Consider the following 25,601-nt stretch of genomic DNA (forward strand, 5'->3'; position numbering starts at 1 on the left):
TCCTTGCTAAGTGGGGGACCCCACCGTTTATTGTTCGTGTTAAATACGGAGGGGCCCCCCGTTTGTCAAAGAGAAGGGTCTCGTGAGGAGGAGTTCGCCGTGGAGCAGATGAAGCGGTTGCGCGCGGACGGGCAACGCAACCGGGAGCGGATTGTCGCCGTCGCCGCGGCGCTCGTCGCCAAGGAGGGCGCGCAGGTGTCGCTCGAGGAGATCGCTCGGAAGGCGGGGGTCGGTTCGGCGACCCTGCACCGGCATTTTCCGTCGCGGCAGGCGCTGCTGGAGGTCGTCTTCCGCGACGGCGTCGCGCAGCTCTGTGCGCGGGCCGCCGCGCAACCGGGCAAGGCGCCCGCCGCCGAGTTGGCGGACTGGCTCGAGGAGGTGACGGTCTACACCGCGACCCACCGCGGGCTCGCCGCCGCGCTGCTGGCCGGCCCGGATGGCCTCTCCGCCGAAGACATCTGCTGCACCGACATGCTGCTCAAAGTGCTGAAGGTCCTGGTGGCGCGTGCGTCATCCGTGGGGGCGCTTCAAGCGGGCGCCACGGCACAGGACCTGATGATGCTGGCGAACGCGATCGCCGTCGCGAACGAGAATGATCCGGTCACCGCGCGCCGGGTGCTGCGCCTCGCGCTGACCGGCATCCGGCGCTGAGGGCGGTCGAGGGCGAGCGGGCCCTGGGGGCGCATGCGACGGCACGCCCCCAACGCGAAGACCCGCGGGCGGTGCTGGAGGCCTTCGACTACGGACCCGATTGGGGGCAGGTCGCGGGCTCGAGGTAGAAGGCTTCCCACGAGCCCGTGTCGGTGGGATTGCAGATGCCTCCGTTGCCGCCATTGCCGCTCTGGATGGGAGCGCCGGGGGTGTTCTCCTTCCAGTTGCGCGCGGTGCCTGTCGTCGATTCGAAGCCATAGCGATTGCGGCCGCCGAAGACGCCGCATGCGTGGCGGGTGAACGACTCCGCCGTGCCGAGCGAGGCATTCAGGGTGAGCTGATCCGCGACCACCGCCAGGTACGCGCCGCTGGTTCCCTTGAGCTTGTATTTCGCGCCACTGGTGACGAGCTCGAAGACCTCGCCACCGGTCTGCGTCGTGCCGAGGGCAGCCACCTTGCCCGCGCCGTCGACGGTGAGCCACTGGTCGGTGCGCTCACTCTGGATGCGGAAGCAGCCCGCGCTGCCGCTGGCCTCGGTATGGCAGGTCGCATCGCAGCCATCGCCCGGCTGGGTGTTGCCATCGTCGCACTGCTCGCCGCTCTCGACCGTGCCGTTGCCGCACACGGGGCCGCCGCCGCTGCCCGGGCAGGAAACCGGTTCGAGGTAGAAGGCCTCCCAGGCCCCACCATCGGCCGGATTGCAGGCGCCGCCATTGCCGCCGTCACCACTCTGGATGGGCTCGCCCGGCGCGGTTTCCTTCCAATGGGGCGCGCTCCCCACGGAGGCCCGGAAGCCGACGCGGGTGCGCCCGCCGTAGCCGCAGGCCAGCTGGGTGAACGACTCCCCGCTGGTGAAGTTGGCGCCCATCGTGAGCTGGTTCGCCACCACCGTCAGGAACGCGTCTCCCGAGCCCTTGAGCTTGTACTGGGTGCCGCTCGGAACGAGCTGGAAGACCTGCCCGCCGGCTTGCGTCGTGCTGCCGGCGATGACCTTGCCCGCGACGTTGACGGTGAGCCACTTGTCGGTGCGCTCGCTTTGAATCTGATAGCAGCTCCCGCCCGAGGTCTCGACGAACCAGGCGGTGTAGGTGGCCGCGCTGCCAGGCGTGATGAAGGTGTGTGATTGCGCGCCTCCGTCAGACCACGACGAGAACGCCCAGAACCTACCGCCCGCATACTGCGGCGACTCGGCGCCCACGGAGCGGACGACACCGACCACGCCCGTCGTTTCGTGCGGCGCCGCGACCGGCCGCCCGTCCATCAGGACCTGCAGGCCGCTCGGCACGCTGGTCACCGTGAGCGGGACCGTGACGGGGTGGACGTCGCGATACGTCGTGTGGGTGAGGCCAATCGAGTCGCGCACCGTGAGCCGCAGGCGATACCAGACATTGGCTGAGCTCTCGCCGATGCTCGGGACGGGCCAGCTCCCACTCGCGATGCCGGTGGTATCCGCCATGGCCGGGTGCGTGTGGGTGTCGTGATGGAAGGTGATGTTCCAGGTCATCGCGCTCGGAGGCAGCGCGCCATCCTCCAGGTCGCTGGCCGAGCCGGAGAACGTCAGGTTGGTGGAGGCGATGTAGGTCGCGCCCGTGGCCGGCGTCACGATCGTGGCCACCGGCGGCTTGTTGGACGTCACCGTCAGCACGGCCTCGGCGCTGGTGGCCGAGCCAAGCCCGTTGGTCACGACCGCGCGGAAGCGCGCGCCGCTGTCGGAGAGCTGCGCGGCGGTCAGCTCGTAGCTCGGCGAGGTCGCGCCAGCGATGTCCACGCCGTTGCGCTGCCACCGGTAGGTGAGGGGCGGCTCGCCGCTCGCCGACACCGTGAAGGTGGCAGGATAGCCGACCGATACCAACGTGCTCGCCGGCTGCTGCGCGATGCTCGGCGGCAGCGAGGCCGTGTAGGCGATGCGGCCTACCTGGCCCGAGCCGCGCGCCAGGTAGTAGAGCGCGCCATCGGGCCCGACATCGAGGTCCACGGGTCCCGCGGCGGCCGTCGCGAAGAGCGAATTCGCACCGGTGTTCGGGTCGATGCGCGCGATCCAATTGTTGGTGTAGTCCGCGAAGAAGTACTGACCGACATACGCGCTGGGAAAGGCCGAGACGGGTGGATTGTAGAAGGCACCGCCCGCGATGCAGTTGCCGGCGGCCGTGCCGGAGCCATGCGGGTACGCATGGAACGGCTGCGTGAGCTCCGGGCGGTTCGTGAAATAGCCCTCCGTCATCGGCCAGCCGTAGTTGGCACCGGCCTGGCCGCGGTTGATCTCTTCCCAGCCGCCTTCGCCCACGTCGTTGATGAACAGGATGCCCGTGCCGGGTTGAACGTCGAAGGTGAAGGGGTTGCGCAGTCCCATCGCCCAGGTCGCCTTCGCGAGCCCGGTGGCGGTCGCATAGAACGGATTGTCCGTGGGGATGCTGCCGTCCGGGTTGAAGCGCAGCAGCTTGCCGAGCGGCGTGTTCAGGCTCTGCGAATTGGAGGAGACCGCGTTCTCTCCGACGGAGACATAGAGCTTGCCGTCGAGTCCGAAGCGGACCGCGCCGCCGTTGTGGTTGGCGGCGTCGAGCGTCGGAAAGTCGGCGAGCACCAGCTCGCTTCCGGGAACCACCACGTTGCCGTTGGCGGTGAAGCGGCTGACCCGGTTGTGGATGCTGCCGGCGACCGACGTGTAATAGACGTAGAGATAGTGGTTGCTGGCGAAGTTGGGATCGAACGCGACGCCCATCAGCCCACGCTCGTTGTCGTTGTCCACGGCGAGCGTCATGAACGGAGTCGCCAGAAGCTGGCCGTTCACGACGACACGCAGCGAACCATTCTTCTCCGAGATGAACAGGCGCCCGTCAGGCGCGAAGGTCATGGTGGTGGGGCCCTGGAGGCCACTGACAAAGACCGAGTCGGCGAAATTGGCGTCTTGCATGACCGCGGCCGCTCGCGCTTCCGCCAGCTCCGGGGGGGGCTGCGTCGAGCAGCCCACGAGGAGGGAGAAGACCGCGCACACGACGGCTCGTACATTCGTTCCTGTCATCGCTGCTCATCCCGGTCGAACTGCGGGTGGTGATTCCCGCTTTTACACTGAAGTCCCGTTCGGCCGGGGCCGATTCAGCAGTTCGGCAATGGATTCCCCCGGCCATCGTCATGAGTGCAGCGGATATCGCGGCATGCCTCAGGGGGGAGGCTCACATGGACAGTGTTTCTCGTTTCCAATCGGGTCAGAACGGTATCCGCGTGTCTTCGGTTTCGGAGCCGGCGTCGCAGGCAACGACGTCCCAGGACTCCACCGCCGAGCGCACGCTCCGGGAGTTGTTCTTCCACAGCAGCTTCGAACCGCGGTCCCGGCCCTCGACATCCTCGTCCTACAGGGCCCTGGCGGAGAGCACGCCTCCTCCGGACGTGTCCAACCCGTCCGTGGATGATTGGCAGGCCTGGTGCGAACAATTCAAAGGCAATGCGGAGGCCGAGCTCACCCGCAAGCGCGGCACCACCCTGCCGGACCTCGCCGCCGACCAGGCCATGCATGGTTCCCGCTCGCCCATGTATGCCGCGGGCCGCTCCACCGTGTCCGGCAACGAGAACGTCCCCGCCTTCTTCCAGGACTTCCCCGCCACCGGCGAGCGGCAGATGCAGCTCTACACCTTCTGCCGTCCGCCTCCAGGCCAGGCCCTGAAGCCCGAGGACCGCAACCAGTGGGTGTCCTTCGAGGTGCACGGCGACATCTGCAAGGCCTACTCGGACAACACCTTCACCCATGGCCGGCAGGGCACCAACTCCCGCCTGGGCTACCCCAACTCCGGCCTCGAGGACGCCGTGAAGACCCGTCCGCCCTTCCTCGATGATCCGATGGTGAAGGCGTTCCGTGACGCCCGGGTCGCCTCCGGCAAGCCCGACGCGGTGCCCTTCCAGGAGTTCCAGAACGGCTACCTCGCCGACCTTGGCGGCAAGGTGCAGGCCTTCTCCAAGGATGGACAGCGCCTGGGCACCACGTGGCCCGGCGGGGACATGACCGCGGCGCCGACGCAGGACCCAGGGGGCGTCCAGCAGCCCACGGGCCCCTACGGCACCACCGGCCCGTTGAACGGGGACACCTCCTTCGGCAACGCGACGGTGCAAATGGGCACCTCCGCGAGCCACGGCGGCGCTGTGACCCGCCTCGTCTACGACGGCAAGGAGTACATCAACAACAAGGACCATGGCCGGCAGATGCAGGTGGCCTTCTCCCTGGACGGTTACAACGAGGCCCTGATGCCCACCGAGGCGGGGAGCCACCGGAACGGCACGGACCCCATTTCCACGACGCAGGTGGTGGGCTACGGCGCGCAGCCGGGCCACATGACCAGCACCGTGCATCCCGCCTACTGGCTGGAGCCGGGAGAGGAGGCGGGCCCGTACAACGGCGTTTCCCACGCCAAGAACACGACCCTGGTCTCCGAGGATCTCATCACCAAGGACATCACCGTCGGCGTGGGCGGTCACGACAACGTCATCCAGTACGACAGCCACATCCACCTCGCCGCGCCCCACGACACGGCCTACGTCGAGGCCCCCACCACCTACGTCAACCGCGAGTTCGAGAAGCACTACCGCTTCGACCCGGCGACGGGCGAGTCGCGCGAGTACCCCCGGGTGCACTCGGAGGACCCGAAGCCGGGCGGCTTCAAGGATGAGGCGGGCAACGTGCCGCTCATCGTCGCCACGGAGGACGGCAAGCATGCCATGGCCATCTGGTCGCCGGACGAGGCGCTGCCGGACCTCCAGTACCGCCTGCACCAGTTCGACCTCAACAACCCCACGGACGACTGCTCCAAGCTCAGCGTCACCTTCGGGATGTCGGGCGGCGTGCCGGAGGACATCAAGACGCGGAGCTACGTCATCGTCGGCACCGTGGAGGAGGTGAAGGCCCGGCTCGCGGAGCTGTACAATCAGAACCCCACCGGCGTGGAGCGCAAGTGGCCGGAGGACATGCGCTGACCGAAGCGGGTGTCGAGAGGAGGTCGTCCATGCATCGCGGTTCCTGCTTGTGCGGCGCGGTCCGCTTCACCGTGGAGGGCGAGCTGCCCGCCCCTGACGCCTGCCACTGCACCCGGTGTCGCAAGCACTCGGGCCACTACTTCGTCTCGACCGACGTGCCGCGCTCCGCCGTCACGATCGAGGGCGCGGACAAGGTCGGCTGGTTCCAGTCGTCCGAGAAGGCGCGTCGCGGGTTCTGCTCTGTCTGCGGCTCGTCGCTGTTCTGGGATCCGCTTCAACGCGATTGGATGGGAATCGCGTTGGGAGCCTTCGACACGCCTACCCACACCCGCATCGCCGTCCATGTCTACATGGCCAACAAGGGCGACTATTACGACGTGGCGGACGGGGTGCCGCGGTTCGACACGATCCCGCCAAAGTAGGTTCCCGCGGACGCCAGGGGAACCGCCTTTAGCGGGAGGCCGCGATCCCCTTCAGGATGAGATCGATGCCGGCCAGGAACTCGGCGAGGTCGTCGTGCCCGGGCAGTTGGGCGGCGAGCTTGCGGGTGAACGGATACTCATTCGCGTCGAGCTCCTTCCACCGGGCCGACACCGTGTTGAGGAACTCAACGCGGTCCACGGACGGATCGAGCATGCGGCCGTTCGCGGCATTCTGGATGCTCACGCCGACGATGTAGCTCATCAGCGTCGACCCCGCCGTGAACCAGGCTCTGTCTGAAAGCCCCATCGCCTGGAGCTGGTGCCCGATGCGCTCGAAGATCCGCAGCATCGGAGACTCCCACGGGGCGCGAGAGAGCTGCGCGCCCACCCACGGATGCGCATCGACCGTCTCGAACACCGCGACGGCGAGCCCGCGAAGCGATTCCTGGGGCGTGGCGGAGGCGGGGACTTCGGGCATCGCGCGGGCGACGACGACGTCGGCAGCGGCGTTCGCCCCGAGGTGCCGCGCGGCGAACTGCGGCGCATCCTCCTCGACTCGCTGCCTGACGGCACCGTGCAGTGGGGACGCAAGGTCACGTCCATCCGCTCGCTCGGCGGCGGGCAGCACACGCTGACGTTCGCGGATGGGGCGAGCGTGACGGCGAGCCTCGTGGTGGGCGCGGACGGCGCCTGGTCGAAGGTCCGGCCGCTGCTGTCCGACGCGAAGCCCGCGTATGTCGGCACCTCGTTCGTCGAGACCTACCTGCTCGACGCCGACGCACGCCACCCGGCCAGCGCGAAGCTCGTCGGAGGAGGAGCCCTCTACGTCCTCGCACCCAGCAAGGCCATCCTCGCCCACCGCGAGCCCCACGGCGTCCTGCACACCTACGTCGCGCTCAGCCGGCCGCAGGAGTGGTTCACGGACATCGACTTCTCCGACCCGAAGGAGGTGAAGGCTCGAGTCGCGGCGGAGTTCGACGGCTGGGCGCCAGAGCTCACCGCGCTGATCACCGACGGTGAGACAGCCCCCGTCCTCCGGAAGATCCATGCGCTCCCGCCAGGACATCGGTGGACTCACGTGCCCGGTGTGACACTGCTCGGCGACGCCGCGCATCTGAACCCGCCCGACGGTGAGGGCGCGAACCTCGCGATGTACGACGGCGCCGAGCTGGGCAAGGCCCTGGCCGCGCACCGGGGCGACTTCGATGCCGCGGTCGCCGAGTACGAGGAGGCCATGTTCCTGAGGAGCGTGGATGCCTCAGCCGAGGCCGCGAGGATCCACACGCTCTGCTTCAACGATGACAACGCACCGCATGGGCTGATCAACCTGCTGACCGGCGGCGCCGCACCGGTCCGGGAGAGCACGTCATCCCGCGGGCAGTCCTGATGCCTGAGGTGCCGTGTCATTCCGGAAGTCTTGGGTTCCACCTGGGCTACGGGATGAAGGTCGGGAGAGCCCGCCCCTTCATCCAGGCGTCCATCATCCCGTCCTCGAGCAGCTTCCCGACGACGTGGTAGCGCGACACCATCGCCGGGGAGGTGAGCGCGTCCTCGCAGACGACCTTGGCTTCGCCCAGGTAGGACGAGTGACACATCCATACCTTCGCGCTGTCGTTCCAGAGGAGCCCGACGTGGTAGTCGAGTCCGACGACGTAGAGCCCGGCACCGGCGCTCCTCAACCGGTCGATGACTTCGGACACAGGACGGTCGCGAAACCGCCAGGTCTTCAGCGCGGGTGCCAGCGTCTTCACGATGTGCTCGGCGGGCTGTTGGGCCATCCGTACGCGCTCGATTCGGAAGCCCGCGTCCCGCAGTACGGTGGAGACGAAGTAGCCACAGGCAATGCTCCCGGTTCCGGGAGTCTGGCTGTGGCCGTAGAAATCCCAGGGCGTGCCGTACCAGGCCGGCATCAGCTGTCGGGTGATGGCATCCAGTACGGTTGAACGGGCCTCGTCCCGCAGGGATGTGCGCTTGACGCCGGGCTGGTGCCACCGTGTGCCGAAGTCCTGTCGTCGGGCCTCCAACCCGGCGACCACCTCGGCATAGGGACGCTCTGGACTTGGGGGCTCGGGCTCCGCGTCGACAGGGGGCAGGGCGAGGAGCAGCAGGATGGGGACCATGCGCCTGTGGACGTCTGGGCCCGCACGGGGGTTCCCTGTGAGATGAATCAGAGCCGGCGCAGGAACGCGATCAAGTCGCTCTTCTGTTCAGGGGTGAGGGACTCCGGTGGGCCCTGAAGCATCCCGTCAAAGGAGTTCGAGCGCGACAGCGAAACCAGGGTCTGGGTGGGCGAGGGGCTCGCTGCGGACGGTCGCGGCATCCATGCGCCTGTGGCTCGCGAGCAGGCCCGCCGCTTGCGCGTCTCCGGAAAGGATGTGGCCGTGGCCGCCATCGACGCCGACAGGGCCCACGGCAATGAGCGCGAGGCGCAGATGGCCCAGCACCTGCTGAACGCCCGATCGGAGCGTCCCCAGGCCTGGACGCTGGTCCTCACGGGCAGCGTCCACGCGCGCACCACGGAGGCGAGCTGGGATGGCGACTTCGAGCCCATGGGCGCTCGCGTGGCACGTGTCCTGCCCTCGGTGCGTGTCCTGGACGTGGGCTTCCAGCGAGGCACCCAGTTCGCCTGCCGCTACAACGTCTGGAACGAGGGCGTGGAGTGCAACGTCTTCGGCATCAGCCCGGCGCTCGAGGCATGGCAGTCCTCCAAGCAGGCCGAGGGACTGAAGCTCTTCACGTCCCAGCAGCCTGACGGATTCCATGGCCGGCTCTACCTGGGTTCTCTGACCGCATCGCCGCCCGCGCTCACCACCGTCAACCCCGTGCCCTCGGGGCCTCGATGAAACTCCCGGAACGACTGACAGGTCTCAGCGCGGGAGGGAGCTCCTCGCGCCGATAGAGGCGAGGCTGGTGGCGCGTCCGACACGGGGAGCCTACCCTGCTGCCTCGGCGCTCTGCTCCTGCGCGAGGAGGATCAGCTTGGCGCGGCTGGGCACGGCCAGCTTGACGAAGACCCGCTTCAGGTGCGTCTTCAACGTGTTCAGCGAGCTTCCCATGTCCTCCGCGATGGTTCGGTTGTCCCAACCATTCAAGACGCGCTGAACCACGTCCAGCTCGCGAGGGGTGAGCCGCTTGCGCCACTCGGTGGGAACCTGAACGCTGTGAGACACCTCCTGGAACAACAGCGCCCAGGGCGTTCTCCCGGGATGGGCTGGCAACGGGAGGAACGTCACCTTCAAGCTCCGCCCCAGCCGCCGGAACGTCAGGACGTCCTGCCCGGCGAGCATCCGCTGTCCGGAGCGACTGAGCCGCTCCAAGGCGTCCAGGAGGACCTGGGGCAGGCCGAAGCGGCCACAGGGCTCATCCGGGAACCAGCGATGGAGCAGCGCCGTGGAGCGGGGCGTGCGCATCAGCTCGATGGCCGGTGGGCTCAGCACGATGCTCTCAAGCCCTGTATGGCGGAAGAGCTGGTCCAGGAGGTCTCCCTGACGGACCAGGTCTCCCAGCATGAGACAGTTGCGAACCGTTCTGGCCAGGATGGGCGTCAGGCGTTGAAGAAAGGCCTGCTCCTGCTCCGAGAAGGCCTTCCGGTTCTCCCGGTACAGGGTGAAGCCGCTGTGCCAGCCCAGCCCCATGTCCAGTGACACAGACAGGATGCGCTCCACCGGCATGTGCATCTCCCGGCAGTGCGCGTACATGGCGCTGTTCCTCATCTCCAGGCGCGACAGCATCTCGGACTCCCGCAGCACGGTGTTGGGCTGCTGGACCACCGCGGCGCTCACGAAGCACTCGTGTGAAATCTCCGGGTAGCGGTCAAAGAAGACCTGGGGCATGTCCTGGATCATGGGCCAGTCGTATTGGCCGGGCTCACCGGGTCTGGACACGCAGAGCCCGCCAAAGTCCGCGGCCAGCACGCGCGACAGAATCCTGTGGGACTCGGAGAAGACCTCTTTCATGTCGAGTGAGCTGGTCAGCGCTGTCATGACATCCAACAGCACCTGCTCCCGCTGCATGGAATCCGGCTGGCCCTTCACGCGCATGACTTTCCTCCACGTCTGGATTCAAGCGTAAGCACGACGTTTGGGATGGTTTTACCATGCGGGACAGCGTCACCCCTATGGGTGATGCCCGCTTTCAACGGGTTCCCGTACTTTCCGCGAGCTCCGTCGTCGAGTGGAACTCATGCGAATGCCAGTGACTGAACCGAGCTTGCCCGTGGGCCGGTGCTCACGGTGGTAACCCCGCTGTACGCCAAGGAGAGAGTCAATGCGCAATCAACTGTTTGCATGCATTCTGGCTGTCAGTGTCTTTCTGGTTGGAGGCAAGGCCGAAGCCCTTCCCGGCGGTTGGCACATGGGGGAGACGGGCAACAGAGTCATCCTCTACGATCAAAATCACGAGGCTGTCTGGGCTGGCTACTTCGATGAGGAAGGGAAGTGGCACGAGTCGACCTACACGCCCAGGGGCGACAGCTCGGGGGGCCAGGGCGAAACGATGGGCGACATCAATAGCTCGGCGGACTACGTCTTGGTGAACATCACGAGAAGGGTGGGAGGGATCGTCGTCTTTGACCCCACGAAGCGTGTGGTCGTCTTCGAGGTCCGTGGCGGTGTGGCGGCTGGGACAACCGTCAGGATTCCCGCGAACAGACTCAGCGACACCGTGCAACTGGTGGCCGCGGTCGACGACAAGGGGGCGGCACTCGACGTTGCGTTCTTCAAACGGGCGGTCTCCTGCGGCAGCAGGTCCTTCTGGGTCAGTCGCTAGCCCTCCGCGCAGTCAGCGCCCGGAGCTTCTCGGCTCCGGGCGTCCTGGATGGATGCCGGGTCTACAATGTGGGAAGAGTGCGGCCTACCCGAACGGCTCCCGGTGGATGACGCCGGGCCCTGCATCGGGTGGGAGCGTGCCATGTCGATTCCAGGAGCGATCGCTGTGTACACCTCGGGCTCGCACCCAGTGCCTCCCGTCGAGCAGGGTGCCATGGCAAGCACCCAAGTGGTGCGTTCACCGCTTGAGAGCGCCCTCCACTGGGTGGACACCCAGCAGCGTCCGGACGGCGCTCTCTCCATCACGTTCCGGGTGGTCACCTTTGAAGAGGAGGTGCTCACCCAAGTGGAGGAGCAGGAGTGGAATGCCGTGCCACCCTCCGCACGACTGGAGCCGGAACGTGTCCGGCACTTCCTCGGAGCGCTCGTCGAGGTGGTGAGCGAGGATTCGAGGCGGCTTGAATCGTCTTGGATTTCCGAACAGGACTCCCTGCGTCGTTCCGGGGCAAGGCAGCGTGAGAGCTTCGCGCGAGTCCTGAGGGCGCACGTGGCTCGCGACTTCGGCTCCGATAGCGGAGACTGACGCATGCACGAGTACGATTTGATCGCGGACTGGTATGCATCCCACCGCGCGGGCCCCATGGGCGTCCCGGAAGTGACGGCGCTCGCAGTCTCACTGCCGGCCGGTGCCTCGGTGCTGGACGTCGGCTGCGGCACGGGACTGCCGCTGACGCGGGTGCTGCTGGAGCATGGCTGCCATGTGATGGGCGTGGATAGCTCCCGCGAGTTGCTGGCGCGGTTTCAAGCGAACTTCCCCCACGTGCCGGTGAAGTGCGCGCCCATCCAGTCCTGTGAGCTTCAGGAGCAGGCGTTCGATGCCGCCATCGCGTGGGGCGTCTTGTTCCACCTGCGCCACGAAGAGCAGGAACAGGCAATCACCCATATCGCGCGGGCATTGAAACCTGGCGCCGCGTTCCTCTTCACCTCGGGCGACGCCCACGGCTCCATCGACGGCGAGCCGATGAATGGCGTCCCGTTCCGCTATCACTCGTACAGCGTCGACGGGTATCGCGACCTGCTGCGCGCGCACGGGCTCTCGCTGGAAGCGACGCACACGGACCCGGGCGGGAACGCCTACTACCTGTCGCGCAAGACGGGATCGGGCGGCTGAACGCCATCCGCGACGCACCGGCCGGAGGCGTTTGGATTGCGCCGTCCTGGGGAGTGAGCCGCGGACTGGCGCACGCTGCGTGCGGCAAGGCAGCCCCGCACGCGCTGTCGATGTTGCGACCTCCGGCGCGGTCCCGCTCATGCGTTGGCGGTCGCGCGCAGCGCCGCGAGGAATTGCTGCACGACCGGCGAGCCCGCCTGGCCGTCATACACGAATTCGACGTCGAAGCGGCCGTCGAGTTCGTCAAGCGCGACCAGTCGCACCGTGCTCGGGCACGTCGATGAAGTGCTCTCCGGCACGAACGCGTAGCCCATTCCAGCCGCGACGAGCCCGATGAGCGTCGGGATGTCGCTGCCGACCTGCGCGATGCGAGGCGTGAAGCCAGCCCGCCGGCACTGCTCGAGCAAGAACCGGTGATTCGCGGCGGACCGGAGCGGGTCGAACCAGACAAACGGCGCGCCTGCGAGTTCGGCCAGTTGACGGGGGGCGCGGAAGCGCTGGCCCGGCGTGGATAGCATCGCGAGCACGAACCGGTCGCGTAGCAGCCGCGTGCCTGACAGATGCGGCGCCTCGTCCTGCCGCCACGCCATGATGCCGCCATCGAGGTCGCCGTGTGCGATCGCGGTCGCCTGCTCGGCCGACAGCATTGGCGAGATGGACAGCATCACGTCCGGGCAGGCGTTCCGGAAGGCCTTGAGAACGTTCGACACCACAGGCAATGGGAAATAGTTCGGCAGCACGCCGAGACGCAGCTCGCCGAGTTGGCCAGCCGCGCTGCGCAGCGCACGTTCGCGGCTGCCCTGCAGCTCGGCGAGCATGCGCGTAGCGTCCTGCAGGAAGCTCGCGCCGGCCGCGGTGAGCGCGATGCCCGTCGAGCGGCGGATCAACAGCGGGGTGCCGATCGCCTCCTCAAGCTCGCGGAGCTGGCGGGAAAGCGCGGGTTGCACAATCCCGATTGCGCGGGCGCCGGCCATCACACTGCCGGCTTCGGCGACCGCCACGAAGTAGCGTAGATGGCGCAACTCGACCTGTCGCATGCAGTGTCTGTCCGTTCCGTGGATATGCCTGGAAGGTATAGCATGCTGCCGTGAATGGTATTGGGAGGTATGGGTGGCCCGGTCTAGGTTGGCCTGCGTCGTGACACCTGTCCGCGCGTCGCGGACGTTTGCCGCACTTCTTCGCATGCCACTCCATATCCAGACTCCCTACCTCCGTTCGCAAGCCGCGTCCCGCCGGCTCGGCAAAGACGTCCTGCTCAAGCTCGAGGCGATGCAGCCGTCCGGGTCGTTCAAGCTGCGCGGCGTCGGTGCGGTATGCGACGCGCGGCGCGCGGCAGGCGCCCGTCGTTTCGTGTCGTCTTCGGGCGGCAACGCGGGCATTGCGGTCGCCTATTCCGGTCGCGAGCTCGGCGTGCCCGTGCTCGTCGTTGTTCCGGAGAGCACGTCCGCGCGCGCACGCGAGCTGATCCGTCTCGAAGGCGCGGAGTTGATCGTCCACGGCGCTTCGTGGGCAGAGGCGAACACGTTCGCGCAATCCGTGATCGGCTCGCACGACGCGTTCGTGCATCCCTTCGACGATCCCGTGCTGTGGCAGGGCCATTCAACGATGATCGACGAGATGGCGGCAGCCGGGCCGAAGCCGGACGCAGTCGTGCTGGCGGTTGGCGGCGGCGGGTTGCTGTGCGGCGTGCTCGAAGGGCTGGCGCGCAACGGCTGGGGCGATGTGCCGGTCGTCGCGGCCGAGACCCAGGGCGCGGACTGCTATGCGCGTTCGGTCGCGCAGGGGCGACCCGTCGAATTGCCAGGGATTTCGAGCGTCGCCACGTCGCTCGGCGCGAAGAGGCCTTGTGACGCCGCGGTTGAGTGGGCGACGCGCCACGCGATCGACACCATCGTTGTGTCCGATGCGGCAGCCGTGGCGGCCTCCCTGCGGTTTCTCGACGAACACCGGATTCTGGTGGAGCCCGCGTGCGGGGCCGCACTGGCCGCGCTCGACTCGGCGTCGCCGGCGCTTGCCGCCGCGTCACGCATCGCGGTGATCGTCTGCGGTGGCGTCACGGCTACGGTTGAGCATCTGCGGGCATTGGGCGGCCGGGAGCGATGAAACGGTGGAGCCCTCTTCGGGGGATGTCACATCCCGCGGAGGACCGGTGTCTTCAGGCCGACGGCACCCGATGCTGACACCGGAGAAGACATGACCTCGACCAGGATTCCCCCGAAGGAGCTCACCGGACTCCATGGCGCCATGGCGAAGTTGTTCGCCAGCCGGACGTTCGGCCGGGTCCCCAAGTCACTTGGCGTGATGTGGCACCACCTGCCGGTGCTCAAGGCCAGCATGGGCTTCGGGCAGAAGCTCCAGAAGTGGGACCAGTGCGATGAGAGCCTGAAGTCGTATGCGCACATGGTGGTGGCTTCGCTGGTGGGCTGCTCGTTCTGTCTGGACTTCAACTACTTCATGGCCCACAACCAGGGGTTGGACGTCGCCAAGGCGCGGGAGATTCCGCGGTGGCGGGAGTCGGCCGTGTTCACCTCCCTGGAACGGGAGGTGCTGGAGTATGCCGAGGCGGTGAGCCAGACGCCCCCCACGGTGACGGATGAGATGGTCGCGAGCCTGCGGGCGCAGCTGGGGGCCGCGGCGCTCATCGAGCTCACCACGGTCATTGGGTTCGCCAACCTGACGACCCGCTCCAACACCGCCCTGGGCATCGAGTCGGAGGGCTTCGCCGCCTCGTGTGGGCTGAAGCCGATGGCCCAGCCGAGCGCAAGGCCGGGGGAGGCGTCCACGTCATGACGTCCTCTCCCGATGCGGCCGGCGCTCCGCCAGGCTCGGAGGACCTCTTCGTCACCCAGCGCAGCCTGCTCTTCACGATCGCGTACGAGATGCTCGGCTCCGCGGCCGACGCCGAGGACGTCGTGCAGGAGACCTGGCTGCGGTGGGCGGACATCGGTGATGCAAGCCGGGCGGAGGTGCGCGACCCGCGCAGCTACCTGGTCCGGATCGTCACCCGCCAGGCGCTCAACCGGCTGCGCACGCTCACCCGCCGCAAGGAGGAGTACGTCGGCCAATGGCTGCCCGAGCCGCTGCTCACCAGCCCCGACGTCGCCGAGGACCTCGCGCTCGCGGAGAGCGTTTCCATCGCGATGCTCACCGTGCTGGAGACCCTGACTCCGGCCGAGCGGGTGGTGTTCGTGCTCCGGGAGGTCTTCGACGTGCCGTACGACGAGATTGCCCCGGCGCTCGACAAGACGCCCGCCGCCGTCCGGCAGATTGCCCACCGGGCGCGGGAGCACGTGGCCGCGCGTCGACCCCGGATGCAGGTCGGCCGGGCAGAGCAGCAGGCGGTCCTGGAGCGGTTCATGGCCGCGGTCAACTCCGGCGATTTGAAGAGCCTGCTCGACGTGCTCGCGCCCAACGTGGTGCTGGTCGCGGACGGCGGCGGCGTGGTGACTGCGGTCCGGACCCCGATTGTCGGCGGCGATCGCGTGGCCCGGCTCCTGTCCCGCTTCCCCACGCTCGCGCCTGGCGCCCGGATCGCGACCATGTGGCTCAACGGAGCGCCCTCGCTCCGTGTCGACATCGATGGAAACCTCGACACAGCAATCAGCGTCGTCGTCGAGAGCGGCCGGATTACCCGGATCTATGCCATGCGCAACCCTCAAAAGATGGGCCGGCTCGGCGAGCAGGTGATGCTGAGCCGGTAGCGGTCCGAGGCCTAGCTTGCATGCGTCGCCTTCTCGAAGCGGCGATCCGGCACCAGCCACATCATCGCGGCCAGCACATAGATTGCCTCGGAGAAATGCCCGTTGAAGAAGGCGCTGACGATGCCGGCCAGATAGAAGAGCGGTGAAATCTTGCCCTTGAAATCGCGCCCGACCGCCAGGGCCAGTGCCGACTGCTGGCCTTGCATCACCACCAGGCGGGTTTGCAGCAGCCTCCAGGCGAAGGCGCTCATCAGGAGCACGAAACCATAGAGCGCCAGCGGCACGGCCGAGAAATGGTTTTCGCCCATCCAGCCGGTGGCGAAGGGGATCAGCGACAGCCAGAACAACAAGTACAGGTTCGCCCACAGCACGCCGCCGGTGACATGGGTGATGGTGTGCAGGAGGTGATGGTGGTTGTTCCAGTAGATGCCGATGTAGATGAAGCTGAGCACATAGCTGAGGAAGACAGGGATCAGCGGCCGCAGGTCGGCCAGTTGGCTGCCGTGCGGTACCCTGAGCTCCAGCACCATGATGGTGATGATGATGGCGATGACGCCGTCGCTGAACGCTTCCAGCCGGTGCTTGTCCATGCTGCCCCCCATGCACGCTTCGAGTCCGCTGGCCCAGGATAGGCGGAATGGGGGCCCGCTCGCATGCGGTCAGGTCCGCTCTGCAAGATGGTTCAAGGTGTCCATGTCCTCCGCGCTCAAGGTGAGCTCCGCACTGGCGAGGTTCTCCCGGAGGTGTGTGATTGACGACGTACCCGGGATGAGAAGCACGTTGGGGGACCGGTGCAGGAGCCAGGCCAGCGCCACCTGCATCGGTGTCGCGCCCAACCGCGCGGCCACGTCGTTCAGCGCGCTCGACTGCAGCGGCGTGAAACCGCCCAGCGGGTAGAACGGCACGTAGGCCGTACCCGTGGCGGCGAGCTGGTCGAGCAGGGCGTCGTCACTCCGGTGCGCCAGGTTGTAGTGGTTCTGCACGCAGACGATCTCGGCGACCTTGCGGCCCTCGGCGACCTGCGTCGGCGTGACGTTGCTCAAGCCGATGTGGCGGATGAGGCCTCGCTGCTGAAGCTCCGCGAGCGCGGTGAGCGGCGCCTCGATGGAGCCTTCCACCGGGCCCGCGGCGCTGAACATCGCACGGAAGTTCACGACATCGAGCACCTCGAGCCCGAGATTGCGCAGGTTGTCGTGGACCGCGCGTTCGAGGTCAGCGGGGGAGAACGCGGGCTCCCACGAACCGTTGGGCCCGCGGACCGCGCCGACCTTCGTGGCGATCACCAGACCATCGCGATACGGGTGCAGCGCCTCACGGATGAGCTGGTTGGTCACGTGGGGGCCGTAGATGTCACTGGTGTCCAGATGGTCGACGCCCTGGGCGATGGCCTCTTGCAGCACCGCGACTGCCGCCTTGCGGTCCCTGGGCGGGCCGAAGACGCCGGGGCCGGAGAGCTGCATCGCGCCGTAACCCACGCGGCGAACGGTGTGTGTGCCAATGCGATAGCTGTTGGAGATGTGATGGTGGGCCACGGCGAGGCTCCTTCGTTGTTCGAGGTTTCCCACTCGTTTACGCAAGGAATCACTGCGCGACTATCGGTGGCAATCCGCACAGGTCGTGCGAAAATCCGCACGGTGATGGATGACCTCTCTGATCTCACGGCGTTCCTGGCGGTCGCTCGCGAGGGCGGCTTCCGCAGCGCGGCTCGCGCGTCGGGCACGAGCGCCTCCCGTTTGGGTGATGCGATCCGCCGCCTCGAGTCCCGTCTGGGCGTTCGCCTGCTCAACAGGAACACGCGCAGCGTGACGCCGACGGACGCGGGGGCGCGTTTGCTCGAACGGCTCACGCCAGCGCTGGGGGAAGTGCGGTCCGCACTGGACGTGGTGAACACCTTCCGTGACCGGCCCGCGGGGCGCTTGAGGCTCAATGTGCCCATCGCCGCCGCGCGCCTCATCCTCCCTCGCATCGTGCAGCCGTTCCTCGCGAAGTACCCCGACATCTCCATGGAGGTGACCGCCGAAGAGAGGCTCATCGACGTGGTCGCGGAAGGCTATGACGCCGGGATCCGCTACGAGGAGCGACTCGAGCAGGACATGGTGGCGGTGCCCATCGGGCCACGCACGCAGCGTTACGCGGCTGCCGCCTCGCCCGCATACCTCGAGCGTCGGGGCCGACCGAAGCATCCTCGCGAGCTGCTCGAACACGACTGCCTGCGCGGGCGTTTGCTGAGCGGACCGGTGTATGCGTGGGAGTTTGAGCGTCGTGGAGAGACGATCCACGTCGAACCCAAGGGGCCGCTGCTCTTCAGCCTCAACACGAGCACCGACCTCGCCGTGGAGTCCGCGGTCGCGGGCGGTGGAATCGTCTATCTGTTGGAGGACTGGTTGCGCCCGTACATGGACCGGGGAGAACTGGAGCCCGTGCTCGAACGGTGGTGGCCGAGCTTCTCGGGGCCCTTCCTCTACTATTCAGGCCGGAAGCACCTGCCGGTGCCGCTGCGCACGTTCGTCGACTTCATCAAGTCGACACCGTGGAGCTGACATTCAAGACAGTCGCTGGCGGCCTGGAGGCCTGGCGCGAGGCTGCGCGGCGCGCCGTTCTTCCGGAGCCGCCTCGCCAACGTCGAGGTGCGTCCGCAGCCAGTGTGCCATGGCTTCCGCCTGCTCCTCGCGGAGGAAGGAGTCGATGGTTTCCCGGCGCGCTTCGCCGTCGGCGGTGACGTGTTCGAGCGTGAGAGGGTAGCGGTTGACGCTTCCCCGTTGGTTCCCGCGAACCGGCGGGTCGACGCGGATCGCCCGCACGTCGCGCCACCGTAGGTCGAGCCGGTGCTTCCGTCCGGAGACGGGCGGCAGGGAAAGACTGCGCGCCTGGACGTGGAGGCGCAGATCGTAGCGCCCGGCCTTCCGCCATGCGCTCGACAGCCGTCCGGTGAGCACACCGCAGGCGATGACGACCCCCCAGGCCCCCACGCCCACGATCGCCGGTGCGTTGTGTCCCCCGGTGACTCCTCCGAGCACGCCGCAAAGGAAGGCGGATCCACCCAAGGCCAGGAACACCCAGATGGTGGTCCCCATCTCCGTGAGCGTCACGCACTCGCTGCCGTCCTCCCGGACGAAGGTGGGCACGTGCGGCGGCTCTCGCCTCCAGCTTCGCGACACCATGATCCACGGCCAGATCGCCAGCAGATTGAAGGGCAGCAGGAACATGAGCATGAACAGCTCCGCGCTCCCGGGGCCCGGCTGCAACACCGCCTCCGATGGCTGAGCGGGGCGGTAGTACACGGGGATGCTGGCCCCCACGGGGTAGCGCGTCACCAGCGCCTCCACGGGCTCGAGGTCCCCCGTACTCCATGAGTACAAGCGGCGCTTGTCGCCCTCATGGGACTGTCCGGCGACGGAGTAGGTGTAGGCCAGCTTCAGGCGATAGGTGGTGCTCTTGTTCGAGCGCACCGTCTCCACCTCGCTCCGGGTGATGGTGCCCTGCACGGTCGGCCAGCTCGAGGACTGCGCCTGGAGGACCGCGGTGGATACGACAAAGAAATCCGCGGCCAACATGCCGGCTGTCAGCGGCAACAGGACCAGGAGCCACAAGGCGGAGGATGTCGCGCGAGATGACATGGCCTCAGTCTACAGGGCGGCTCCGGAATGAACGAAGCGGCCTCTCCTTGACGCACTCCTGATGCCGCGAACAAATTCTGGCCGGGCACAGCGCCTTCCCATGGGCGGTCGAAGACGAGGGGTTCTCGGTGCGCATCCTGAAATGGCTCGTTGGTGGCGTGGCCTTGTTGCTGGGCGGGGCGTTCGTCTGGGGCAGGCAGCGGGTGTCGCGGGCGTGCGCGGCACGCGTCGAGGCCCTGGCGCCGTGCGCGGCGAACCAGCTCATCACCGGCGGGCCCCATGTGGAGAAGCTCACCGGAGGCACGCTGATGGCGGAGTTCCATGCGCGCCGGCCATTCGTGCCATTCGCCAATGCCTCAGGCGCAGCCTGTTCGAGGACAGACCGTGGAAATCCGACACCTCTCCGCACCCGCCTGGTCGGCGTTCAAGGCCTGGCTGCTCAAGTTGCACGGCGTTCCCATCTCCCACCTCCGGCTCCTGACCGGCGGCTGTCCGGCGGAGGAACTGCCCGCGCTCGCGAAGGAGCTCAAGCGCGTGCGGGCCGACTTCAAGAAGCGCCCCAACGAGGTCTCGGCCCCCGCGGATGAGCGCCTCCGGAAGGACTACGCGGCGCTCGGTGTGCCCTGGTCCGCGTGGAGCGAGGTGGCGAGCGAGGTCCAGCGCGACCTGAAGCGCAAGCGGTACGCGCGCTGGACGGGGGCGGATGCGCTCGAGTTTCCCGAGGGGCCTCCCGCCGGGGACCTGGTGACCGTCTTGTTGTTCGGAGGCGTGGAGCAGGCACGCCCCCATCTGCTGCGCCGCGCGTCGCTCGCCGCGGGCTCGCTGGAGGCGCTGTGGTGCCGCTGGCTGGCGGGTGAGCCGCTCGAACCCGAGACGCTGCGCTCGTTCGCGGGCGCGCCGGAGCAACTCGCGGAGCCCCTCTACACTCCAGGCATCGAGGAGGTGCTGCCGCTGTTCTTCGTCGAGCCCGACCCCGCACGCGCCGAGCGGGCGCTGGAGGTCGCCTCGGCCCAGATGGGCTCGTCCTGGTCGCAACCGTTGATGGACTTCCTGCGCTCCCTGCTCGGCTTGTGGCGTCAGGACACTCCGGTGGAGGAAGTGAGGGCGCGCTTCGATGCGTATGTCGCGACCGTTTCGCCCTCCGGCGTCGCCCATCTGACCGCGCCCGCCTATCTGTATGGCCGATACATCGAGGCACTCCCTCCGCACGCGCTGCTGGAACAGGTGGGCTCGCGTCTCGAGCGCATCGCCGTGCCGGCCAGGGTCGCCGATGTCCCGCCCGTCATGGAGGCCCTCGCCGCGCTCGAGGAGTTGACGGCCCTGGGCCTGGGCCTCCGCGTGGAGCAGCGGCCCGGGGATGTCCTCCTCTCCGCCCAGGATCCGGAGACTGGGGGAGGGGACGAGTTCTTGTAGCGCCGCCGTCTGCGATTGGCGTCAGCCGGAGCGGGTGGACTGTCGAGTTGATGCGATGCGCAGCGAGCACACTTCGAGAGTTGTCTTGAGGATAGAACGCATGGGGCCCCGTTGAGGGAGGCGGGCTGAACCCGTTCATCCACAACGTGGGGCCTGTATGCTTATCGAGGCGCGACATCTCCGGATGTCGCGCCTTTCCCTCAAGGAGCCCCATGTCCTTCTTCCGTCAGTTGTTCGCCGCGACCCTCCTCGCCGCCTCCGTGGCCTCCGCGGAAGCCCCGAACGCGAGCCACGAGGAATCCTCCTCCAGCCAGGCCATGCTCGGCCCCATCTGTCATGAGAGCATTTGCGACACGGACCAGGACTGCCGGAACTCCTGCCCCAGCGCTCGCACCGCGACCTGCGTCCAGAACACCTGCGAGTTCACCTACACGGGCGGTGGCGGTGGCCCTGGTGGTCCGTTCTGCACCGAGCAGATCTGCACCGAGAACTGGGAGTGCAGCTGCAACGGCGTCGCGGGCTACTGCGGCTCGGACTGGACCTGCCACTTCTGACGCCGGGCTAGCGGCAAGCGAAACGCGTTACGCGGCAAGCGCCGGGCCGAACCATCGGGTCAGGGCCTCACGCAGACCCTGACCCGTGCCCTCCCCGACCCACGCGACGTGTCCGTCCGGTCGGATCAGCACCGCGACGGGCGCCGTGACCGAGCCGAGCACCGGGAGCTCCCACGCCCCCGTGTAGCGCGCAGCGACGCACCGAACCCGGTCCGCCCAGGGCGTGCCGTCGAGCGTGCCGGGCTCGCCCAGGTCGAGCAGCACCGGCCGCGCGTCGTGCAACAGGTGGAACACGCGCCGGGGGCCGTCGGCGGTGACCAGGTCGAGGTCCGGCATGCGGCGCCCGAGCAGCGGGTGTCCGTCGCCCAGGTCGTAGCGGACGTCCAGCCCCGACATCATCGCCGCGTATTCCTTGCGTGGCCCGTCCATCCGCAGCAACTCAGACAGCGTCTCGCGCACGGCGTCCATGCGCGCGTCACCGCGGCTCAGCGCGGTCTGCGCCATGGTCTTGCGCAGCGCACGGGCCGCGACGGGGTGCCGCTCGGCCTGGTACGTGTCCAGCAGGTCCTCCGGTGAGACGCCGCGCACGACCTGGGCCAGCTTCCACCCCAGGTTCACGGCGTCCTGCACTCCGAGGTTGAGCCCCTGTCCGCCCATGGGCGAGTGCACGTGGGCCGCGTCACCGGCCAGGAGCACCCGCCGGTCCCGGTAGGACGCTGCCTGCCGCGTCATGTCGGTGAACCTGGAGAGGTACGTGGCGCCGCGCAGGCCGTAGTCCGTCCCGTGGAGCGCGACGAGTCCCTCGCGCAGAGTTTCGAGGGTCGGTGCGTCGCCCGTGCAGACCTGCTCCTCTCTCAGCACGACGCCCACGCGTCCGTCCTCCAGCCTGCCCATGGCGTAGGTGCCCTTCTCGTCCCGGCGGATGCCGAACGTCGGCGCTCCGGTCATCTCGACCTCGGCGATGAGGTAGCTGATGGACGCGTCCCACCCCGGGAACCCGATGCCCGCCTGCTTGCGGACGAGGCTGCGACCCCCGTCGCACCCGACGAGGTACTTCGCCCGCAGCGCACGGCCGTCGGACAGCGCGACGTCGACGCCGGTGTCGTCCTGCGCGAAGCCCGTCACCTCGCACCCACGGTAGATGGGCACCGCCAGCTGGGCCACCCACTCCGCCAGGATGCGCTCGAAGCGCTCCTGCAAGAGCGCGAGCCCATGGTTGTGACGCGTCGGGAAGTCGCTGAGGTCCAGGGGCGCCTGCCCGAACGCGACGTTCTGGACCGCTTGCCCTTGCGAGGTGAAGCGCTCGACGACCCCGCGCTGGTCGAGCACCTCCAGGCTGCGCGCGTGCAGGCCGCGCGCGCGAGAGCCGGCGACCTCCTGACTGGCGCGACGCTCGACGATGGCCACGTCCACCTGCGCCAACGCCAGCTCCGCCGCCAGCATCAGCCCGGTCGGGCCTCCTCCTGCAATCACCACCGCGTGCTGCGTCACCCTGTCCGTGTGCATCTCTCCGACCTCCCGCTCGTGGACCGAAACGGGCGATGGTGGAGCATGGCCGGGGGGGCTTGCGGCAACACCCGGGGTCTGGCATTTGCTGGCTGTGGAAAGAGCGGAGAGGGCTGCCGAGGCGAACCCGAGCCCGTGCCCGAATCAGGGTGGCCGTGGTTTGCTTTCAACCCGTCCCTGCGGGGTTGGGCTTGTCATCAACTCCTCGCACGCCACGGCCCACGCACGCTTGCCGGGGTAGAACGCCTCGTGGAGGTACGCCCAACCGTACCGTCTTCTACAGTCGCCCCGAGGCAGCAGCCTCCATGCCGCCAATCTGGCGGACGGTGGGGATATCCAGACCGTGAGCTCGGGCAGCGCCAGGAACCTGGGGCTGGCCTGGATGCCCGCGGAGTCGCCACGGCGCCCCTTTCGCTCCCCGAGGTTTGATTCTCTCGGGGAGTGGGGAGCGCGTGGCCTACGGATGCTTCACTCCGGCGTGACCTTGAGCAGCTTGCCGTTGGTGGCGTCGGTGAGCAGGTAGAGGGCGCCTTCGGGGCCCTGCACCACCTCGCGGATGCGCGCGTTCAGGTTCTTGAGGAGGTGCTCCTCGCCCACCACGCGGTCATTGCGCACCATGAGCCGCACCATCGTCTGGGCGGCCAGGCCGCCGATGAACATGTTGTTCCGCCACTCGGGGAACAGGGTCCCGGAGTAGATGGTCATCCCGGAGGGCGCGATCACCGGGTCCCAGTAGTACACGGGCTGCTCCATGCCCGGAGCCTGGGTGCTCTGGTGGATGGGCGCGCCGGAGTACTCCTCGCCATACCCGATGGTGGGCCAGCCGTAGTCCTTGCCCGCCTCGGGGCGGTTCACTTCGTCACCTCCCTGCGGCCCCATCTCCACCGTCCACAGCCGGTTCTGGCTGTCGAGCGCCGCGGACAGGACGTTGCGGTGACCGATGGACCAGATCTCCGGCTTCGCCTCCGGGTTGTTCAGGTACGGGTTGTCCTGGGGGACGCTGCCGTCGGGATTGATGCGGACGATCTTTCCGAAGTGGCTCTTCACGTCCTGGGCCTGGACACGGCCCGCGAGGATGGAGCGCTCCCCGAGCGTGACGAACAGCTTGCCGTCCGGGGTGAACACCATCCGTCCCCCGGAGTGCAGCGTCGACTCGAGCGTGGGCATCATGCGGAAGATGACCTGGACGTTCTCCACGCGAGGCTGCGCTCCGTCCACCAGCCGCGCGCGCGCCACCGCCAGCCCGTTGCCGCCCGTGCGGGGCTCGGTATAGGTCCAGTAGATGCGCCCGCTCTCGGCGTAGTCCGGGCCCACCTCCACGTCGAGCAAGCCGCCCTGACCGCGCGCGTCCACGGCGGGCAGGCCGCTGACGGCGGGGGACTTCGCGCCCTGCTGCGTGACGATGTAGAGCGAGCCGGTGGCCTTCTCCGTCACCAGCATGCGCTGGTCCGGCAGGAAGGCGATGGCCCAGGGGTTCCTGAAGCCCGAGGCAATCTCGGTGACCTGGAAGGGCGTCTTCGTCTGGATGGCGGGGACGCGCGTCTGCCCGGGGAAGGCCGGCGTGTTTTCAGGCACGTTGGGCGGGCCCCGCGGAACCGGGGGGCCGCTGGGGAGCGGATCTTCCGGGGCGCCCGCGTCTTCAGTGACGCCCGCGTCTTCAGTGACGCCCGCGTCTTCAGTGACGCCCGCGTCCTGTGGGGGAACGCCCGAGTCCTGCTGCGTGACGCCCGAGTCCTGGGGTGTGGGTTCTGGATCCTCCTGGCAACCGACCAGGAGGGTGGCGACGATGAGGGACGTTGTCAGGATGCGCATGCGACTCACTCCAGAGGGGGAAAAGGAGGAAGGGTCGAACATCTCGTTCTTCGGGTCGACTGGGAAGGGCGCGTTACGACGGGTGGTGGTGGTGGACATCCGACTGCGCGTCCCTACACTCCGCGGGCACTGCGACCCTTCGCGGGTCGGAAAGGACGAAGTGAAGACGATGAGGAACCCGCTTTTCGGCTGTATGGCCTCCGCGCTCATGACCCTGGCGGCGACGCCCGCGCTGGCTCAGCTCCAACTGCCGGCCCCCAGTCCCGCGGCGAAGGTGTCGCAGGCGGTGGGTGTCTCCGAAATCTCCGTCGAATATTCCAGCCCGGGAGTGAAGGGCCGGAAGGTCTGGGGCGAGCTGGTCCCCAATGACAAGGCGTGGCGCAGCGGCGCCAACGCGGCGACGAAGATCACCTTCAGCCACCCTGTCACCTTCGGCGACAAGGCCGTCCCGGCCGGTTCCTATGCCATCGTCAGCCTGCCCTCGCAGAAGGGCTGGAAGGTGATGCTGAACACGGACCTGGGCCTGTGGCGCGGCGCCGCGCCCTATGACGCCTCCAAGGACGTGGCCTCGGTGAGCGCCACCACCGCGGCGATTCCGGCGCGCGAGCGCCTGACGTACCTCTTCACCGACACCACGGACACCAGCACGCGGCTGGACCTGGAGTGGGAGAAGCTGCGCGTCTCCGTGCCCATCACGGTGGACACCGCCGCCTTCGCGAAGGCCAACATCGAGCAGGCGGAGAAGAGCGCGGCCAGCATGCACGCGAGCGCGGCCTCCTACCTGGCGGGCACCCCCCAGGACCTTCCCGCCGCGCTGAAGCACGCCGACGCGGCCGTGGCCGCCAACCCCACGTGGTACGCCCACTGGACCCGCGCGAACGTCCTGTCGCAGATGGGCAAGTACGCCGAGGCCCGCAAGGCCGCGCAGACCGCGTGGGACCTGGGGCAGAAGGACAAGAACTTCTACGCCCGTGATCAGGTCACCCAGTCGCTGGCGGAGTGGAAGAACAAGAAGTAGCCCGCTTTCGC

Annotated in this window: 25 protein-coding genes; 15 read left to right on the plus strand and 10 right to left on the minus strand. The window is 67.9% G+C overall.

Annotated features, from left to right (window positions below):
- The first annotated feature begins 108 nt into the window (after positions 1-108).
- On the plus strand, positions 109-651 hold the full coding sequence (locus D7V77_RS04600) for a TetR/AcrR family transcriptional regulator (RefSeq protein ID WP_217275937.1): 543 nt from the start codon (positions 109-111) through the stop codon (positions 649-651).
- 88 nt (positions 652-739) lie between these two features.
- Here the strand turns inward: D7V77_RS04600 and D7V77_RS04605 are convergent, their stop codons facing one another.
- Positions 740-3,670, minus strand: a complete 2,931-nt coding sequence (locus D7V77_RS04605) for a PQQ-dependent sugar dehydrogenase (protein WP_120575053.1) — start codon at positions 3,668-3,670, stop codon at positions 740-742.
- A gap of 200 nt (positions 3,671-3,870) precedes the next feature.
- On the opposite strand from D7V77_RS04605, the gene D7V77_RS04610 reads away from it, so the two are divergent.
- Positions 3,871-5,610: a hypothetical protein gene (locus tag D7V77_RS04610; RefSeq protein ID WP_120575054.1), complete on the plus strand. Its 1,740-nt coding sequence runs from the start codon at positions 3,871-3,873 to the stop codon at positions 5,608-5,610.
- Positions 5,611-5,639: 29 nt separating this feature from the next.
- The gene (locus D7V77_RS04615) at positions 5,640-6,032 is read left to right on the plus strand and encodes a GFA family protein (RefSeq protein WP_120575055.1); all 393 of its coding nucleotides are present in this window, start codon (positions 5,640-5,642) and stop codon (positions 6,030-6,032) included.
- Between the two features lie 28 nt (positions 6,033-6,060).
- Here the strand turns inward: D7V77_RS04615 and D7V77_RS04620 are convergent, their stop codons facing one another.
- Positions 6,061-6,510, minus strand: coding sequence for a TetR/AcrR family transcriptional regulator C-terminal domain-containing protein (locus tag D7V77_RS04620; RefSeq protein WP_120575089.1), 450 nt, complete (start codon positions 6,508-6,510; stop codon positions 6,061-6,063).
- Here D7V77_RS04620 and D7V77_RS04625 point away from each other — a divergent pair.
- The gene (locus D7V77_RS04625; protein WP_120575056.1) at positions 6,427-7,419 is read left to right on the plus strand and encodes an NAD(P)/FAD-dependent oxidoreductase; all 993 of its coding nucleotides are present in this window, start codon (positions 6,427-6,429) and stop codon (positions 7,417-7,419) included. The genes D7V77_RS04620 and D7V77_RS04625 overlap by 84 nt on opposite strands.
- 46 nt (positions 7,420-7,465) lie before the next feature.
- Here the strand turns inward: D7V77_RS04625 and D7V77_RS44580 are convergent, their stop codons facing one another.
- Complete coding sequence (locus D7V77_RS44580) at positions 7,466-8,152, minus strand: hypothetical protein (RefSeq protein ID WP_233596688.1); 687 nt, start codon at positions 8,150-8,152, stop codon at positions 7,466-7,468.
- A gap of 261 nt (positions 8,153-8,413) precedes the next feature.
- Here D7V77_RS44580 and D7V77_RS04635 point away from each other — a divergent pair, with 261 nt between their 5' ends.
- On the plus strand, positions 8,414-8,875 hold the full coding sequence (locus D7V77_RS04635; RefSeq protein WP_233596689.1) for a hypothetical protein: 462 nt from the start codon (positions 8,414-8,416) through the stop codon (positions 8,873-8,875).
- Between the two features lie 90 nt (positions 8,876-8,965).
- On the opposite strand, the gene D7V77_RS04640 is transcribed toward D7V77_RS04635, so the two are convergent.
- The gene (locus D7V77_RS04640; protein ID WP_120575057.1) at positions 8,966-10,072 is read right to left on the minus strand and encodes a helix-turn-helix transcriptional regulator; all 1,107 of its coding nucleotides are present in this window, start codon (positions 10,070-10,072) and stop codon (positions 8,966-8,968) included.
- 226 nt (positions 10,073-10,298) lie between these two features.
- On the opposite strand from D7V77_RS04640, the gene D7V77_RS04645 reads away from it, so the two are divergent.
- The 3 genes from D7V77_RS04645 to D7V77_RS04655 all read left to right on the plus strand — a co-directional run bounded on the left by D7V77_RS04645 (position 10,299) and on the right by D7V77_RS04655 (position 11,969).
- The gene (locus D7V77_RS04645) at positions 10,299-10,799 is read left to right on the plus strand and encodes a hypothetical protein (protein ID WP_126932851.1); all 501 of its coding nucleotides are present in this window, start codon (positions 10,299-10,301) and stop codon (positions 10,797-10,799) included.
- 213 nt (positions 10,800-11,012) lie between these two features.
- Positions 11,013-11,381, plus strand: coding sequence for a hypothetical protein (locus D7V77_RS04650; RefSeq protein ID WP_233596690.1), 369 nt, complete (start codon positions 11,013-11,015; stop codon positions 11,379-11,381).
- Between the two features lie 3 nt (positions 11,382-11,384).
- Positions 11,385-11,969, plus strand: coding sequence for a class I SAM-dependent methyltransferase (locus tag D7V77_RS04655; protein ID WP_120575059.1), 585 nt, complete (start codon positions 11,385-11,387; stop codon positions 11,967-11,969).
- 137 nt (positions 11,970-12,106) lie between these two features.
- On the opposite strand, the gene D7V77_RS04660 is transcribed toward D7V77_RS04655, so the two are convergent.
- Positions 12,107-13,006 carry a LysR family transcriptional regulator gene (locus D7V77_RS04660; protein ID WP_120575060.1) on the minus strand — a complete coding sequence of 300 codons (900 nt, stop codon included), beginning with the start codon at positions 13,004-13,006 and terminating at the stop codon, positions 12,107-12,109.
- A 145-nt stretch (positions 13,007-13,151) separates the two neighbouring features.
- Between D7V77_RS04660 and D7V77_RS04665 the strand changes: the two genes are divergently transcribed.
- The 3 genes from D7V77_RS04665 to D7V77_RS04675 all read left to right on the plus strand — a co-directional run bounded on the left by D7V77_RS04665 (position 13,152) and on the right by D7V77_RS04675 (position 15,670).
- The gene (locus D7V77_RS04665; RefSeq protein ID WP_120575061.1) at positions 13,152-14,072 is read left to right on the plus strand and encodes a pyridoxal-phosphate dependent enzyme; all 921 of its coding nucleotides are present in this window, start codon (positions 13,152-13,154) and stop codon (positions 14,070-14,072) included.
- Between the two features lie 90 nt (positions 14,073-14,162).
- On the plus strand, positions 14,163-14,759 hold the full coding sequence (locus D7V77_RS04670; RefSeq protein ID WP_120575062.1) for a carboxymuconolactone decarboxylase family protein: 597 nt from the start codon (positions 14,163-14,165) through the stop codon (positions 14,757-14,759).
- On the plus strand, positions 14,756-15,670 hold the full coding sequence (locus D7V77_RS04675) for an RNA polymerase sigma-70 factor (RefSeq protein ID WP_120575063.1): 915 nt from the start codon (positions 14,756-14,758) through the stop codon (positions 15,668-15,670). The genes D7V77_RS04670 and D7V77_RS04675 overlap by 4 nt, the downstream gene beginning before the upstream one ends.
- An 11-nt stretch (positions 15,671-15,681) precedes the next feature.
- Here the strand turns inward: D7V77_RS04675 and D7V77_RS04680 are convergent, their stop codons facing one another.
- Both D7V77_RS04680 and D7V77_RS04685 read right to left on the minus strand, forming a co-directional pair.
- Entirely contained in the window at positions 15,682-16,260 is a 579-nt protein-coding gene (locus D7V77_RS04680; RefSeq protein WP_169819574.1) for a TMEM175 family protein, read from the minus strand.
- A gap of 69 nt (positions 16,261-16,329) precedes the next feature.
- Positions 16,330-17,202, minus strand: coding sequence for an aldo/keto reductase family oxidoreductase (locus tag D7V77_RS04685; protein WP_120575065.1), 873 nt, complete (start codon positions 17,200-17,202; stop codon positions 16,330-16,332).
- A 105-nt stretch (positions 17,203-17,307) separates the two neighbouring features.
- Here D7V77_RS04685 and D7V77_RS04690 point away from each other — a divergent pair, with 105 nt between their 5' ends.
- Positions 17,308-18,210, plus strand: coding sequence for a LysR family transcriptional regulator (locus D7V77_RS04690; RefSeq protein ID WP_169819575.1), 903 nt, complete (start codon positions 17,308-17,310; stop codon positions 18,208-18,210).
- Positions 18,211-18,213: 3 nt separating this feature from the next.
- Here the strand turns inward: D7V77_RS04690 and D7V77_RS04695 are convergent, their stop codons facing one another.
- Entirely contained in the window at positions 18,214-19,287 is a 1,074-nt protein-coding gene (locus D7V77_RS04695) for a DUF3592 domain-containing protein (protein WP_120575067.1), read from the minus strand.
- A 384-nt stretch (positions 19,288-19,671) separates the two neighbouring features.
- On the opposite strand from D7V77_RS04695, the gene D7V77_RS04705 reads away from it, so the two are divergent.
- Together D7V77_RS04705 and D7V77_RS04710 are read left to right on the plus strand one after the other, a co-directional pair.
- A complete protein-coding gene (locus tag D7V77_RS04705) occupies positions 19,672-20,700 on the plus strand; it encodes a hypothetical protein (RefSeq protein WP_120575069.1) in 1,029 nt (342 codons plus the stop codon).
- A gap of 212 nt (positions 20,701-20,912) precedes the next feature.
- A complete protein-coding gene (locus D7V77_RS04710; protein WP_120575070.1) occupies positions 20,913-21,254 on the plus strand; it encodes a hypothetical protein in 342 nt (113 codons plus the stop codon).
- Between the two features lie 27 nt (positions 21,255-21,281).
- On the opposite strand, the gene D7V77_RS04715 is transcribed toward D7V77_RS04710, so the two are convergent.
- Entirely contained in the window at positions 21,282-22,760 is a 1,479-nt protein-coding gene (locus D7V77_RS04715) for an FAD-dependent monooxygenase (RefSeq protein ID WP_120575071.1), read from the minus strand.
- A gap of 468 nt (positions 22,761-23,228) precedes the next feature.
- Positions 23,229-24,572, minus strand: coding sequence for a PQQ-dependent sugar dehydrogenase (locus D7V77_RS04730; RefSeq protein WP_120575073.1), 1,344 nt, complete (start codon positions 24,570-24,572; stop codon positions 23,229-23,231).
- Positions 24,573-24,732: 160 nt separating this feature from the next.
- Between D7V77_RS04730 and D7V77_RS04735 the strand changes: the two genes are divergently transcribed.
- Entirely contained in the window at positions 24,733-25,590 is an 858-nt protein-coding gene (locus tag D7V77_RS04735; RefSeq protein WP_120575074.1) for a DUF2911 domain-containing protein, read from the plus strand.
- Positions 25,591-25,601 lie beyond the last annotated feature (11 nt).

This window comes from Corallococcus sp. CA041A (genome assembly GCF_003612075.1).
GTDB lineage: Bacteria > Myxococcota > Myxococcia > Myxococcales > Myxococcaceae > Corallococcus > Corallococcus exiguus.